16 protein-coding genes are annotated in these 14,760 nt (G+C 51.8%); 8 read left to right on the top strand and 8 right to left on the bottom strand.

All coding sequences use genetic code 11. From position 1 onward, the window contains the following. The 5 genes from EXW96_RS26980 to EXW96_RS18915 all read left to right on the top strand — a co-directional run. Positions 1-259 (top strand): hypothetical protein (locus EXW96_RS26980; protein WP_217437417.1); only part of this gene is annotated, 259 nt, incomplete at its 5' end. 127 nt (positions 260-386) lie between these two features. Beyond that, positions 387-1,136, top strand: coding sequence for an ABC transporter ATP-binding protein (locus EXW96_RS18930; RefSeq protein ID WP_174351158.1), 750 nt, complete (start codon positions 387-389; stop codon positions 1,134-1,136). Further along, positions 1,133-2,362: an ABC transporter permease gene (locus tag EXW96_RS18925; RefSeq protein ID WP_174351157.1), complete on the top strand. Its 1,230-nt coding sequence runs from the start codon at positions 1,133-1,135 to the stop codon at positions 2,360-2,362. The genes EXW96_RS18930 and EXW96_RS18925 overlap by 4 nt, the downstream gene beginning before the upstream one ends. Positions 2,363-2,461: 99 nt before the next feature. Beyond that, a complete protein-coding gene (locus tag EXW96_RS18920) occupies positions 2,462-2,953 on the top strand; it encodes an alpha/beta hydrolase (RefSeq protein ID WP_174351156.1) in 492 nt (163 codons plus the stop codon). Continuing rightward, positions 2,950-3,414 (top strand): alpha/beta hydrolase, encoded by a 465-nt coding sequence (locus tag EXW96_RS18915; protein WP_174351155.1) that lies wholly within the window; start codon positions 2,950-2,952, stop codon positions 3,412-3,414. Before EXW96_RS18920 ends, EXW96_RS18915 begins: the two co-directional genes overlap by 4 nt. Positions 3,415-3,539: 125 nt before the next feature. Here the strand turns inward: EXW96_RS18915 and EXW96_RS18910 are convergent, their stop codons facing one another. From EXW96_RS18910 to EXW96_RS18900, 3 genes are all read right to left on the bottom strand, one after another. Then, entirely contained in the window at positions 3,540-4,016 is a 477-nt protein-coding gene (locus EXW96_RS18910; RefSeq protein ID WP_309225156.1) for a thiol-disulfide oxidoreductase DCC family protein, read from the bottom strand. 7 nt (positions 4,017-4,023) lie between these two features. Beyond that, a complete protein-coding gene (locus EXW96_RS18905; protein ID WP_174351154.1) occupies positions 4,024-4,815 on the bottom strand; it encodes an alpha/beta fold hydrolase in 792 nt (263 codons plus the stop codon). A gap of 200 nt (positions 4,816-5,015) precedes the next feature. Continuing rightward, positions 5,016-5,957 (bottom strand): S-layer homology domain-containing protein, encoded by a 942-nt coding sequence (locus tag EXW96_RS18900; protein WP_174351153.1) that lies wholly within the window; start codon positions 5,955-5,957, stop codon positions 5,016-5,018. Positions 5,958-6,184: 227 nt separating this feature from the next. On the opposite strand from EXW96_RS18900, the gene EXW96_RS18895 reads away from it, so the two are divergent. After that, a complete protein-coding gene (locus EXW96_RS18895) occupies positions 6,185-7,627 on the top strand; it encodes an FAD-binding oxidoreductase (RefSeq protein ID WP_062409487.1) in 1,443 nt (480 codons plus the stop codon). Then, positions 7,617-8,189, top strand: coding sequence for an MFS transporter (locus EXW96_RS18890; RefSeq protein WP_174351152.1), 573 nt, complete (start codon positions 7,617-7,619; stop codon positions 8,187-8,189). Before EXW96_RS18895 ends, EXW96_RS18890 begins: the two co-directional genes overlap by 11 nt. Before the next feature lie 110 nt (positions 8,190-8,299). Here the strand turns inward: EXW96_RS18890 and EXW96_RS18885 are convergent, their stop codons facing one another. Genes EXW96_RS18885 through EXW96_RS18865 form a run of 5 tightly spaced genes read right to left on the bottom strand, consistent with a single transcriptional unit; the run spans position 8,300 to position 12,858 of the window. After that, a complete protein-coding gene (locus EXW96_RS18885) occupies positions 8,300-9,106 on the bottom strand; it encodes an ABC transporter permease (RefSeq protein ID WP_174351151.1) in 807 nt (268 codons plus the stop codon). After that, entirely contained in the window at positions 9,107-9,907 is an 801-nt protein-coding gene (locus EXW96_RS18880; RefSeq protein ID WP_074729346.1) for an ABC transporter ATP-binding protein, read from the bottom strand. It lies immediately after the preceding gene. A gap of 50 nt (positions 9,908-9,957) precedes the next feature. After that, positions 9,958-10,977, bottom strand: coding sequence for an ABC transporter substrate-binding protein (locus tag EXW96_RS18875; protein ID WP_174351150.1), 1,020 nt, complete (start codon positions 10,975-10,977; stop codon positions 9,958-9,960). A 43-nt stretch (positions 10,978-11,020) separates the two neighbouring features. Then, positions 11,021-12,091 carry an ABC transporter substrate-binding protein gene (locus EXW96_RS18870; RefSeq protein WP_174351149.1) on the bottom strand — a complete coding sequence of 357 codons (1,071 nt, stop codon included), beginning with the start codon at positions 12,089-12,091 and terminating at the stop codon, positions 11,021-11,023. Positions 12,092-12,141: 50 nt separating this feature from the next. Continuing rightward, complete coding sequence (locus EXW96_RS18865) at positions 12,142-12,858, bottom strand: class II aldolase/adducin family protein (protein WP_062409493.1); 717 nt, start codon at positions 12,856-12,858, stop codon at positions 12,142-12,144. A 467-nt stretch (positions 12,859-13,325) separates the two neighbouring features. Between EXW96_RS18865 and EXW96_RS18860 the strand changes: the two genes are divergently transcribed. After that, a complete protein-coding gene (locus EXW96_RS18860) occupies positions 13,326-14,570 on the top strand; it encodes an IS110 family RNA-guided transposase (protein ID WP_074730232.1) in 1,245 nt (414 codons plus the stop codon). The last annotated feature ends 190 nt before the right edge of the window (positions 14,571-14,760 follow it).

The following is a 14,760-nucleotide window of genomic DNA, read 5'->3' as shown; positions in this document are numbered from 1 at the left end:
AAATCAATCTACCATAACTCCGTATCGTTTAGCAACTGTTTTAATTTGCCTTATTCAAAACAGTTCAAATCAAACAGCGAAATCTAATTTACCACATTTACTATCTGCTTGGCAAGCACTTCTTTTTTCCATTCTAGGGGACGAACCCGATAGCTCAGAATCTTTCAAAGCGCTGCAACTGACAGCGAAATGTAATTTACCACAAAACAACTCTACATTGCAACTGTTTTTTTATAAACCATATCCGACGCCGGGATGAACCATCTTTCCTGACCTCCACCGTAAAAAAATGAAGGAAGGAAAATTTCCCCAATGACAGATGCCGTCCGGCTTTTTTCTTTTCCCGCCTAAACAAGGTACAATAGAAACCGAGGTGATTTACTTTCATGGAGCCATTGTTGAAGGTGGAAAAGCTGACCGGCGGCTACAGCCGGCAAAGGCCCGTACTGCATGACTTGACGTTCTCGGTGCGTCCGGGAGAAATGGTCGGCTTGATCGGGCTTAACGGAGCCGGAAAAAGCACCACGATTAAACATATTCTGGGCCTGATGCAGCCGCACTCCGGTGAAATCCGATTGAACGGAATCCGCCTGGATACCGCCCCCGCGGTTTATCGGCGAACGTACGCTTACGTACCGGAAAGCCCACTGTTATATGAAGAACTGTCGGTAAAAGAACATCTGGAAATGGCTGCGATGGCTTACGGATTAGAAAACGGCGCTTTCGAGCAGCGGGCCTCCGAGCTTCTCGAAGAATTCCAGATGAAGCCTTATCAGAACCGGCTTTCAGCTCATTTATCCAAAGGAATGAAGCAGAAGGTTATGATCATGAGCGCCTTCCTTGTCCAGCCGGAGCTTTATATCATTGACGAGCCTTTTCTCGGCCTGGACCCGCTGGGCATCCGTTCGCTTCTGGAATTGATGGTCAAGGTAAAAGAAAGCGGGGCGGCCATTCTGATCAGCTCCCATATCCTATCTACCATCGAACGGTACGGGGACCGCTTTCTCCTGCTCCATCAAGGGCGTATGACCGCCGCCGGGGACATGAACGCCCTGCGCAAACAAGCGGGTATGCCAGATGCCTCGCTTGACGATATCTTCTGCAGCCTGGTAACCCGGGATGTGAAAGTGGAATGAGCAAACAGGAGCATCACAAGCTATCCATAGATACGGACCGCCTGTGGAACAAACGAACGTCCGATTTTTTGCTTGAAATCCGGCCCTTTATCGGGTATGCGCTGCAAAGCGCGGCCCTCTTGATTGTCCTGTTGATCCTGGCCGGAGCTTATTTTTACACCCGGCTTTTGTCGGAGGCTCCTCCCGATTTCCCTTTCCGAGAGCTTGCGGCCCTTGTGTTGCTGCCTTTTCTGGCACTGTCTCCAATCCGGACGTACCTGAAGGAAGCGGATCTCATCTATATGGTTCCCATGGAGACGGAGATGTCCGCGTATATGCAGAAGGCCACCGCCCGTGCGTTCCGGATACAGACACTGGCCCTTCTGGCCGTCTGGACGGCGGTATGGCCGATGTATGCCCTCTCGGCCGGCGGAGACGGAAAAAGCTTTGTGGTCATTCTTCTCGTACTTGCAGCGCTAAAAAAAGTCATGCTCTTCAGCCGATGGCAGGAGCTTAAACAGACAGAGCGCTTACAAACGCTATCCTGGTCGGCGCTTCGCTGGCTCGTTGCCGGAGGTCTGGCCTACCTGATTCTGCGATTGCCGCTTTGGACCGGGACTTTGATCGTTACGGCGTCGCTGCTCCTGATATTCGGCACCCTGCGTTGGCTTGATAAACCAAGCCTCCATTGGTCGCGGTTGATCGATACAGAGAAAAAGCACCGCGCGTTCATTTTTCGTCTGCTGAACCAATTCATTGATGTATCGGAGGTGCAAAGCCGTCCGCGGCCCAAACCTGCACCGATGAAGCTTCTTCGCTTGCTTGGGGGATTCCGGTTTGCTTCGCAGGACACGTATCGTTATATGTATACTTTAGTTTGGCTTCGTTCCGAGTTGTTCGGCATTACGATACGGCTGTCGCTGCTGGGAGCGGTGCTGATTTCTTTTGCCCGGGACGAATGGATGACCGGTTTTCTGTTCGTCCTGTTTGCAGGCCTCTTAGCCCTCCAGTTGAAGGAACTGCCAAAAATGCATCGCCATTCCGATTGGTCCTTCATCTACCCTCTGCCGGCGGACTTACGCGCCCGTTCGGCCCGCAGCATCCGATTTCGGATTCATACCGCTTGTATGGCGGTACTTGCTGTTCCCGCTCTCTGCACGATGCCCGAACCGTTATATGCGCCAGGGCTGTTTTTGATCGGATGGGGTGTCCCTTATCTGTACGGTATAATGAGGCGTGAGAGCTAAATAAGCCGGGCCTGGGAGTCTTTTGTCCGGTTCCGGCATATCGTATAATGTGTGAAAGAATACCGATCAAAGCCCTACAGCAGAAAGGAATCTTGCGGCATGAGAACAACTCCTCTAATAACTAGAGTTCCGGGGGCACGCCGCAGCCGGAAAAAGATATGGCTGTGGACCGCCGGACTGCTTCTCTCCGTATTCCTGGCCTGCGCAGGCATAGCCGCCTATGTCGGATGGCAGCTGACCCATCCCGGACCGGCCGCGCTGGATGACTCGCCGGATCGACTGGGTCTGGCCTATGAGAATGTTCAATTCAAAAGCCGGGGAGATGATATCACTTTAAAAGGCTGGTTTCTGCCAGGCAAAACCATAGATCGTGAAGGTTCCGGCAAGACCGGAGTCATCATGACCCACGGGTACAGAACGAATCGGCTGCAAAAAAGTGCTGAAGCGTTGGACTTGGCCAAGCGCCTCACGGATCGCGGGTACAGCGTATTCATGTTCGATTTCCGGAACTCGGGAGAGTCGGAGGGCAGCAAAACCACCATCGGATTTGATGAAAATATGATGATGTGCTTGGTGCAATTGATTGGATGAAAGCCAATCATCCGGGGAAAATAGCTTTGCTGGGATACTCGATGGGAGCGAGCACGTCCCTTATAGCGGCGGCCGAGGAGCCCGTCGTGTCGGGGGTCATAGCCGATAGTCCTTTTAACCATCTTAGACTTTATCTGGAGGATCATCTTTCGGTATGGTCCAACCTGCCGCAATTTCCCTTCACTCCGCTCATTTTGGGCATTTTGCCGGGGCTTGTCGGCGTAGACCCCGATCATGTGGACGGATTCGCGGCCGTAGACCGCATTTACCCCAGACCGATCCTTTTCATTCACAGCACCAGGGATGCTTCCATTCCGATTTCAAACAGCGAATCGCTCTGGGAAAAGCACAAGGACCGGTTTGACATGTGGGCAACATCTGCGGAGGGGCACGCCAGAAATTATCCCCCGCTGAAAGAAGAATACGTTGAACGGGTCACGGACTTTTTGGAGAAACTGTAACGGTCCGTTTCATCCGCCAAAAGCAGCTGTCCGCAGGCAGCTGCTTTAGTATATGCCGATGTTCCCCGGGAAGCTTTGACGATCCGCATTCCGTAGGAAACAAGAAACGGACGGAAGATTTACAATCAATAGTCAAGGAAACGCTCCCTTGCCTTCGAATCAGGAAGCAGGCATGCATCGCTCCGGCCAAAGAAGCGGTACCGATGCCGTGCAATCCATTCGTACACCGCATCGCGTATGGGCCTGGGCACAGCCATAAAAGCGTACAAAAGCGGCCAACCTCCGCCAAGACCGCGGAGCACCCGAAGACCCGCGGTTGACCGCGTGTACACCTTGCCCCGATCCAATAAAACAAACGTGCCCAACGCATCGGGATCCATCCCGTGATGAAGGAGCAGCTTCCTGCCGATATCCGACTGTATGGCGACAAACCGGAATCGGGCATTCCGGTCGCGGGGAAGAATAAACTGGACGATCCGCTGGCAAAATCCGCATACCCCGTCATAAAAAATCAGCGGATGCCCGTCCGTCATTGCCGTAAGCTCCTCTATCGTTTGCTCCTTCATCCGATCTCCCATGCGGTCACTGTTCACTCCTTCCATGCTGCCGTTACAGCTTGGCTGTAAAATCAAGAATCGCTTGAGCAAGCTCTTGAGGCGTTTCCATCATGCCCGCATGGCCGGCGCCGTCCAAGGTTACGCTGGTGATATGTTCCCCGCTCACAGAAAAAGTTCTCTCCGGCGCAATGATCTGATCGCCCGCTCCGGCCACCAGCAGTACGGGCACCCTCGCCCCGAACAATACGGCGTTCCGGTCCGTCCTGATCCTCATGCCTTCCAGCGTACGGACCGCCCCTTCCGGACTTGTGCCAAGGCCAATTTGTCTGGCTTTTTCGACCGTTTCCGGCATTGTCTTAAGATGAGCCGGCGCGAACAATTTGGGGATCAAGCCTTCCAGGAAAACGGGAAGCCCCTGCTCTTTAATCGTCTCCATCGCCTTTAACCGACCTTCCTTTCCTTTCTCGTCATCGGGAAATGCCGTAGAATGTATGAGCCCGAAGCCGAGCAGCTTGTCCGGATGCTTTTCTGCCAGTGCCAACGTCACATAGCCGCCCAGTGAATGTCCCAGAACGACAGCTTGTTTGCAATCCCTTTTCTCCAGCAGTCCGGCAATGTCTTCAGCCATAGTCTCCATCGTATATGCGCCTTCCGGAGATGCGGAAGCCCCATGTCCGCGCAGATCGGGCACGATCAACCGGCAGCTTCCTTCCAGCAGCGGTATGACCTCCTCCCAATATGCGGAGCTTCCGCAAAAGCCATGGAGCAGCACCACCGGCGTCCCTTCTCCACGCTCGATATAGGCTAGCTTGACTCCGTTTACATTCTCATTCCGCTTATCCATCCCGGGTCACTCCTTTAAAATATCTTATGTGATCTGCAGCATTGATAAGTTTAGTATGTAATTCAGCTTTAAAACCTATTATACCCGTTATCCCCGTCCGTTTCCTCTATGAATTCCCGCATCTGACGGCGAGAAAAGCCGGACGATCACGAACGATATTCGTCAGTAATCGGCCGGCTTGTAAACAACCCTCAATCTTTTTATTTATCCGCTTCTTCCACAACCGTGTCCGTGCTGAACCAGCTTGGTTCGGCCACCGGCTTATATTTGGAGGAGACATATGTTTCTGCTTTAGGCTCCGTAATCACCGTCGCGTTCATGCTGTCCGGCTTCGGATCGGTCAGTGAATAAGTAATGACCGCTCGTCCGTCCTGTTCGAACCGGATACCGTCAATCGTAATGCCATAGCCTGCAGTCGGCTTCTGGCCTCTGGACAGGATGACTTTGTTGACATCGTCGTTCACCTTCTCCACCGATACAGTGACTTGCTCCTGCTCCACTGGACGCTCCGCATGCGACTCGACGAAGCGGATCGCCTTGTACACCCATACCGCCGCTTCCCCGCGAGTCAGCTCACGCTTCGGATAAAATTTGCGGTCCTCTCCCAGCTTGACGATTTGATGCAGCACGATCCGCTGCAGGCTTTCATGGAACTTCGGATCAATTTCATTCCCGTCCTCGATAATAATCAGCATTTTGATCACAGGGAAGGTCCCTTTGGTATCTATAGCGTGAATGACCAGGTCCGCAAACTGTTCACGAGTAATGGTGCCGTTCGGATCTACATCCTTGGGAATCGGCAGACCGTTCAAATGCGCTTTCACAAACGACTGGGCGTACCAGGCATTGTTCGGAATATTCGTAAAATAATCCGATGCCTGCGGAACTTTAGGGAACCGCAGGGTGTTGATATGGAGATCCAGCCCTTTAACCAGCATGTGAACGGCTTGAGCATAGCTGACTTTACCCGTCGGAACAAAATGCTTGCCGTCTACACCGCTGACGACTCCCCGATCCTTCAGTGCCAATATCGGAGCTTTCTGATCCTGATTCAAATCATCGAACGCAAATGCAGAGCCAGCCGTCAAGCTGCCCAAAAGCGCCGTGGCCGACAAAAGAGTAACTATTTTTTTGACCGACATCAGATAATCCCACCTTTGCTTTTATTTCACTCCGGAGTACTTTCTAAACGTATCCGCTCGCCAAAAGGTTGCAGCGCATGATTCCGTCCCCTCATTTTCCTACATTTGCCCCCCGACTTCTTGCCTAATTAGATCCATTATTCCCCAATTACACTTTTTACCCCGGCCGGTCATGTGATAATCTATCTTTATAAGCCCAATTTACCGGAAAGGATTAAGATCCCTTCATGAAAAAGAGGTATCTGCTTTTTATCGCCGTCTATCTGCTGTCGTTTGCTTTCTCGGTATACGGAAGCTGGTCCCGCGGACCGGAACTGCTGATGACGGATGTAAGCCGGACTCTATCCCGCAAGGTGACGAAAATCGTTCCGGCAGATGATCTCAAGAGCTTGCAGGATACGGTTCGGGAAGCCGCGGAAAAAGGACTGCCCGTCTCCATTGCCGGTGCCGGCCACAGCCAAGGCGGCCATACGTTCTATGAGGATGCGGTCGTACTGGACATGAAGCCATTCAACCGGATTTTGCACCTGGACGAAAAGCGGCGCATCCTTCGCGTACAAAGCGGTGCCACCTGGGCCGACATTCAGAACTATTTGAATCCGCTTAACCTGTCGGTCCGCGTCATGCAATCCTCCAATATCTTTACGGTGGGCGGATCGCTCAGCTCGAACGTGCACGGGCGAGACCTGCACCACGGACCGGTGATTGAGACGGTCGAAAGCTTCCGGCTGCTGACGGCCGACGGCACACTGCTCAACGTCAGCAGAGAAGAGAATAAAGAGCTGTTTGGTCTTGCCATCGGGGGCTTCGGATTGTTTGGCGTCATTGTCGATGTGGACCTCCGGGTGACGGATAATCCCGTCTACCGGATCGATACGTTTATGACCGATTACCGCTCGTTCCCCGGCTGGTTCCGGAATGAAATCTTGTCCAGGCCGGAAACGGAGCTGGCCATCGCGCGATTGTCCGTAGCTTCGGACAGCCTGCTGGACGAAATGTATGTAACCACATATACCAGGACCGACATGAAAGCGACACCGGCGCTAGCCGAGCTGCAGGAGGAGCGTTTCGTAGAGCGCAACAAATTTTTGTTCGGTTTGTCGCGCAAATGGGATTGGGGCAAGGACTTCATCTGGAGCGTTCAAAAAAAGATGTTTGCCGATGCGCCCAAGGGAGAACTGATTACGCGCAACAACGCGATGCGGCCCGATATCGAGTTTCTGGAGCACCGGTCCCCCACGGACACGGACATCCTGCAGGAATATTTCGTACCCGCCGACCGCTTTACCGCTTTTGTTGACGAGCTAAGAACGATCGTGCGGCAGGAGAAGGTCAATCTGCTGAATGCTACGGTTCGGTATATCCGGAGTAATGATGAAGCTCATCTCTCTTATGCAAGGCATGACGGCTACGCCGTTGTGATCTTAATCAATCAGAAGCTGTCGGATCAAGGGACGGCACACATCGAGAAAGTCACGCAGCAGCTTGTGGATGCGGTGATCCGAAACAACGGCACGTATTATTTAACCTACCAGCTGTATCCGACTCCGGAGCAATTGAGGCAGGTCTACCCCAAAGCGGACAGCTTCTTCGACGCCAAGCGGCGTTATGATCCGAACGGACTTTTCCAAAATTTATTTTACGAGAGGTATGCCGATCATGGAAAATAACCCCTTGTCCAGAAATCGCGGACCCGCCATCCGCAGTCTGATGCTGTCGCAAAGCGCGGCGCTGTTCGGAAGCGGACTGGTCTTTCCGTTTTACCTTATTTTCATCAAGGAGATCGGAGCCGGATTTACCGAATACGGGCTGGCTTACGGCTTATTTACCATCAGCTCCTCCCTGCTCCAACCCAGGCTCGGCGCCTGGTCCGACCGATACGGCAGGAAATCGCTGCTGCTCTGGAGCGCTTGGGGAATGGCAGTGCTGTTTCTGTTTTTCCCCGTGGTGACAGGGATTTGGCAGGTTTACGTACTGCAGGTGCTGATGGGGCTGTTCGGAGCTATGCAAAAAACCGGCGAAAAGGCACTGTTGGCCGATGTGACGGAAGGCCCGGTCAGGGGACGGCAAATCGGCTCCTACCACGGCTGGATAGGCCTGTTTTCCGGTCTTGCGGTTATCGCGGGAGGCGTTCTGATCGACTTCTTCACGCTGGATTTGATCTTCTATATCGGCTCGCTGTGGATGTTTGTGAGCGGTTTTCTGCTGCTGAGAATGGAAGAGAAAAGATAGAAATGGAATACTCAGCGCCAAAAGCTCCGGAAGATCGATTCTTCCGGAGCTTTGGATAGGGGCCGGCGGTTACCGCGGAGCGGCTTTATGACAAGCTTTATCGATGAAGGCTAGCTGCGCCAAGGAGCGATTTTTCGTTCAACCACCTTCAGCAGCTGCGTCAGCAGTACGGAAAAGACCATCAAAACCCCGACATAACCCAAATATTCCGCGGTACGGAACAGCTCGGATGCATGCCGGATGGCATACCCTATCCCTTTATTGGCCGCCAGCATTTCGGCCACAACGACCGCAATCAGCGCACGTCCGATAGCCAACCGTATTCCGGTAATGATATAAGAGAGTGTGGAAGGGAATATCACTTCTTTGAACATCTGAAACTCATTGGCTCCATAGGAACGGGCCGCTTTGATCAGAGACGGATCGGTTGTCTTCACCCCCGACATCGTATTGATCAAAATAGGAAAAACCGCCATCGTAAAAACCATCATAATTTTGGACAAAATATCCAAACCAAACCACAATACGAATAGCGGCGTCAAGGCTACTACGGGTGTAGTATACAGCGCAGTAATAATCGGATCAAAAGAATACTCCAGTTTTTTCCAATACCCGAGAACCAAACCCAAGGGTATCCCGATCATAGCCATGACCAGACCGATCGCCGCTTCCAAACCGCTTATGGCCAAATGCCTGAACACACTTCCGTTCATAATAAATCCCCAGGTTTGCACCAGGATTTTACTGGGCCAGCTGAACATAAAGGGATCGATCATCCCTATCTGTCCACAGATTTCCCATACCAATAAAATGATGGCTATCGTAACTAGAGGATAGGACCAGGCAGGGGTTAATTTTGATTTTTTTGCGGGAACCGGACTGGCCGCAGCCGGCTTCAGCGATTCCAATTTTGCCATCTATACTTCCCCCCTTTGATATTGTCTGGTAACTTCCCCTTTGAGGTGGTTCCAAATTAGAGCTTTATATTCCTGATATTTGGGAAGCAATTTGGTTTCCAGCGTTCTGGGATAAGGGATGTCAATTTTTAAATCTTCCACAATTCGGCCGGGACGTACGGTCATGAGGAATATCCGGCTGGATAAAAACACCGCTTCATCGATAGAATGGGTAATGAAAATGACCGTCTTTTTCTCTTTAAACATAATTTTCAATACTTCTTCCTGCATAATCTCGCGTGTCTGTTCGTCAATGGCGGAGAAAGGCTCATCCATTAATAATATTTTGGGGTTCACGGCGAAAGCGCGTGCAATTCCCACCCGCTGCTTCATACCGCCCGAGAGCTGATGAGGGTATTTGCCTTCAAAGCCTTCGAGCCCGACCATCCGGATATAGTGCATGACATGATCGCGTATATCCTTTTCCGATCTGCCCTGCAGCCTTAGCCCAAAAGCCACATTTTGAAAAACGGTATGCCAGGGCATTAATGCAAAATCCTGAAAAACCATGGCCTTCTCTCCACCCGGACCTTCAACGCGGTGTCCGTTCACATAAATGGAACCGGTCACCGGACGAATCAATCCGTCCAATGTATGCAGCAGGGTGCTTTTACCGCATCCGCTCGGACCGATAATGGAAATAAACTCGCCTTCATAAATTTCTCCCGAGGCATCCTGAAGGGCATGAACCTGATTGGGCTCGCCCTGATTATATATGACATTCAGATTCTCAAAGTTCATTAACGGCGCTGCTGCTGTCATCCGATTGCTCCTTTGCTAAAAATTATCGTTCAAGGGGGGCGGTCCCCCCTTTATTCGGCATAGTATTTGTCATCCACGACCTCTTCCACAGGCAGATCATTCCGGATTCCGCCGATGGCTTTGACGGCATCGATAGCCCATTTCATCCCTTCAACATTCAGCTTTCCCTTCTTCGGGATGGCGTCCAAAGCAAAATCAAAAGATTTCGTCGTCACTTCCGGATCGGTTCCAAGCGACGCCACTCCGATGCTGATCGCCTCCTCCCGGTTGGCAGGATCTTTAATGAATTGTATACCTTCCGCCGTAGCGGCCATGAAAGCCCGAACCACTTCCGGTTGATCATGAATTACTTTACCGTTAGCGGCAATCACGTCCTGATTATAATTCAACAGCTCTTCACTCATCACGGCTAACCGTTTCATTCCGGCCTTCTCGCCGTTTACATCGTTAGGCGGTTGAAGCAGCGTCCCCTGCACCTGACCGTTTCTTAAAGCGGTTAATCGGGCCGGTGTTGCCCCGGCGGAAACAATCCGGACATCTTTATCAGGCTCAAGACCATGCTTTTTCAGCCACCAGCGCGTAATGATGTCCACACCGTTGCCCGGCTGCAAAACCGCCACGGCCTTCCCCTTCAAATCTTCAGGCTTGTTGATATCCGGAGAGACAAACATGGAGAATAAGGTTTTATTGCTTAATGCGCCAACGACCTTTACATTGGCCCCTTCGGATACTGCAGTGATGATCGATTCAGGCAGGCTTGCAATAAACTGGAAATCCCCCGATTGCAGACCCCGTAAGGCAACCATCCCGCCGTCCACCGATTTGATATTGACTTTTAAATGATGTTTTTCAAAATAGCCTTTTTGGGCGGCTACATGCCACGGCAGAAAATCGATCGTATTGGATACGGTAGCGATATTTACTTCTACGACTTGGTCCGGCTTGCTTTTTGAGTTGGGCTCACCTACCTTCAAGTTGTCGACCGGCGCCGCAGTTGATCCACAGGCAGCCAGCACGCACGCAAGCGCTATCCATGAGATAAGTAAACCGATGAAACCTTTTCTTCTCAAACGGACCCCCTCCTGTTATGTTATAACCTGGTCATGAAATGAATTATTCCATGTAATATTGTTCATCCACCACATCTTCCACCTTTATATCCTCGGTCAATGTTCCCGCTTCTCTGGCCGTGTCGATGGCCCATTTAATCCCTTCCAGATTCAGCCTTCCTTTATCCCCATAAGAAGGAAGCGCAAATTCAAGCGACTTGGCCACATCCTGCTCCCTGGAATCCAATGCCTTGACCCCGATCTGAATCACTTCGGAACGATTGGACGGATCCTTTATAAAGTCAATGGCTTCTGCAGTGGCCGCCATAAACGCCCGGGCGATTTCCGGGGTTTCGGTCAGCATTTTTCCGTTGGCGGCAATAGCATCATGGTTATAGCTCTTCAGTTCATCGCGAATCAAGCCGATTTTCTTAAATCCGGCAGCTTCCGCCTGCAAATCGGTAGGCGGACTCAGGAGGGTCACTTGAGCCTGACCGGCTTTCATCGCCTGCACCCGTGCGGGATTACCGCCGGCCGACACAATCCGTATGTCTTTATCCGGCTCCAGTCCATGCTGCTTCAACCACCAGCGCAAAATAACATCGGTTCCGTTCCCCGGCTGCACTACCGCTCCCGCTTTCCCTTTTAATTCCTGAATGTCCTGAATATCCGGGGTAACGAAGATCGAATACATCGATTGCGAGGTTAATGCGCCAATCAATTTTACATTCGCGCCTTGCGAAACGCCGGTGATCGCGGCTTCCGGCAAGCCTCCCAGAAAAGCAAAATCTCCTGATTGCAGACCCCTTAAACCAACCACGCCGCCTTCCACTCTTTGAAGCTCGACTTCAAGATGATATTTGTTGAACAGACCCTTTTGAACCGCTGCGTACCACGGCAAAAAATTGATATTTTGCGTCGGAATGCCTACTTTGATCTTGGTCAGCTGTTCCGGCATTTTCTTGACCGAGACTTGTGGCCCTGCCGGTTTTCCTTCACCGGGCGAACCTTCCGGCTGTCCTTCGCTCAGTGAGCCCGACGTTTGCCCCCTGCTGCCGCAGCCTGCCACAAGGAGCAGCACGCCAAGCGATATGCACATGAAGGTAAAGAGTTTCAGTCTTTGGACGTTTCTCATAAAAAACCTCCATTCCCACATGATTGAAAGCGCAAACATTTTTGCCGAAACTAGTTATCCAGCAAACTGCAATAATATCTCCACCGGCTTGCCATGGGCCCCAAAGCGTCTTTGATCTGGAGTTCCGCTTCTTCTTGGCTCATGCCGCGAGGAATTCCAGCCGCCGAGGCTTGCCAGGTTAATTTGGCCTGGTGCTCCAACCATATGGCAAACACCACAGCTTGCTCGATGCTGTCACCGACCGTGCAAATTCCGTGATTCCGCAGATGAACGGCCCAATGGTCTCCCAGGGCCCGAGCCACTCCTCTGCCCTGCTCATGTGTCACGATTTTCAGCGAGGATTCAAAAACAGGAATCTCTCTTGCGGCTACGGCGGCCATGACCCCCTGCATCGGCAGGATGCGCAATCCTAAATCACCGAGTATGGTGGATATCGGCTGATGGGTATGGACAACAGACATCACCTCCGGACGCGCTTTGAAAATTTCCGTGTGCAGTACGACTTCATCGGGGGGATTCAAGTCCTGACCCTCGACCCTTCTTCCCTCCAAGTCCACCATCACGACTTTATCTGCCGTCATATCCAGCAAGTTTCCCATGTCCAGTCCCCTTGCTTTAATGAACACAAGGTCTGTTCCGGGTATGCGGGCGCTGACGTGTCCGAGATAATCGGACAGCTCCAGTTTCGCTAAAATTTTACATCCCAGAGCGATCTTTTCTTTTAATTCCTGCACCACGGTTTGATCGAGTCTTTCCAATCCTTTCATCCCATACACTCCTCGTATAGTATGTTTAGAATCTTCTTTTTGAAGAATTTCCAGTTAATCTGCAGTGAAACTATGGTGGACGTAGCCGACCCGCACCGCAGCCCGAAGGGCAAGGAGCGGAAGTCGGGGTCCAGAGAGAAAACCGCTCTTTGACAACTTTAAAAAATACAATTAGGGTCTTGGACTTTTCGTGATGTTCCCAGACAATGAGCTTAGGGTCATTTGGGGAAATTCGTCTCACTCCTGTAGTTCGACTACATCTAAAGTCTGTTTCCCCAGCACTCGTTTGAACTTCTTACCCGCTGGCTGTCCCCTTCGGCAACCCATGCTCGAAGATAGCAGCTTCGAGGCAGCTCATGGACCGAAGGAAGTTCTCATATGCGAGGGTGACTGATCGGCGAGCGCGCTGGGGGCATCCCGAAGAGTCCAATTCCCTAAATCCCGAATCCAGAAGGGAGGGATCACCCTTGAAATTATTTGTCGGTATTGACGTCAGTTCAGAAGAACTGGAAGCGTGTTTCATGAATCCGGAAGGCGATACGCTTGAAACGCTCAAGGTAGAAAACAATCTACACGGTGCCTCGCATCTGCGCGACCGCATCGTGGCTGCTGCGGACAAGCTGCCGGCTTCCGAAATCCATATCGGCCTTGAAGCAACCTCGGTCTATAGCTGGCATCCGGCTATGTACCTGCATGAGGATGCCTCGCTTCAAGAGCGGAAAACCAAGGTGTTCACGATCAACCCGAAGCTTATCAACAAGTTCCGGGAAGCCTACGCGGATATGGACAAGACCGATCGGATCGATGCCTGGATCATCGCCGAACGCCTGCGCTTCGGCCGTCTCACGACGACCATCGTCATGCAGGAGCAGTACATCGCGCTTCAGCGCCTGACGCGCATGCGGTACCATCTGGTTCACAACCTGACACGCGAGAAGCAGTACTTCCTGCAGAATCTGTTCTACAAATGCAATGCGTTTCGTTCCGAAGTCGACAGCTCCGTTTTCGGCCACGCCATCATGGAGATGCTCTCGGAAAAGTTCAGCCTCGATGAGATTGCCGACATGGAAGTCGCCGACTTGGCCGACTATCTCAAGGAGAAGGGAAAGAACCGTTTCCCTGACCCGGAGCATGTCGCCCGCTGCATCCAGAAGGCTGCACGAGCGTCCTACCGCCTTTCAAAGGTCGTAGAGGATTCCATTGATCTGGTTCTCGGCACTTCCATACAGGCCATCCGGAGTATTCAGAGCCAACTGAAAGAGCTGGACAAGGCGATCGAACGCATTCTGGCTGGCATCCCCGGCGCTCAGTGCCTGCGCTCCATTCCGGGCATCGACCGGGTGTACGCCGCCGGCATTCTGGCGGAGATCGGCGACATCGAACGCTTTAGCGATCAGGCCGCCGTAGCTAAATATGCAGGCCTGACATGGCGTAAACATCAGTCCGGGGGCTTTGAGGCCGAAGATACCAAACGCATTCGTTCCGGCAACCGATTCCTTCGTTATTACCTTGTTGAAGCTGCCAACTCGGTGAAAAACCGCGAACCGGAATTCGGCGAGTATTACCGGAAGAAGTACGTTGAAGTGCCTAAGCATCAACACAAACGCGCCCTCGTCTTAACGGCAAGAAAACTTGTGCGTCTGGTCGATGTGCTGCTACGCAACGGCCAACTCTACACGCCTGGAAGGAAGGTGACAACTGCGAAGGATTAACGCCTCCTTTGCCAAAGTCCTTCACGGATTCCCAGTTAAAATCTGGTAATTAACTCGATTTTCGACTGGGTTTAGTTTGGTGTTGCCTTTTTCCCTGAGTCATCGCGTTTTGGGCCAAAATAATTTCCAATTTCCACGAATCAGGGACTTGACATATTACCGCTGGACTTCATTCCGTTAATGGAAGCGG

The organism is Paenibacillus sp. JMULE4 (genome assembly GCF_013337105.1).
Lineage (GTDB): Bacteria > Bacillota > Bacilli > Paenibacillales > NBRC-103111 > Paenibacillus_G > Paenibacillus_G naphthalenovorans.
The sequence above is the reverse complement of the archived record's forward strand: the minus strand, read 5'-3'. Positions and strand labels throughout refer to the sequence as shown.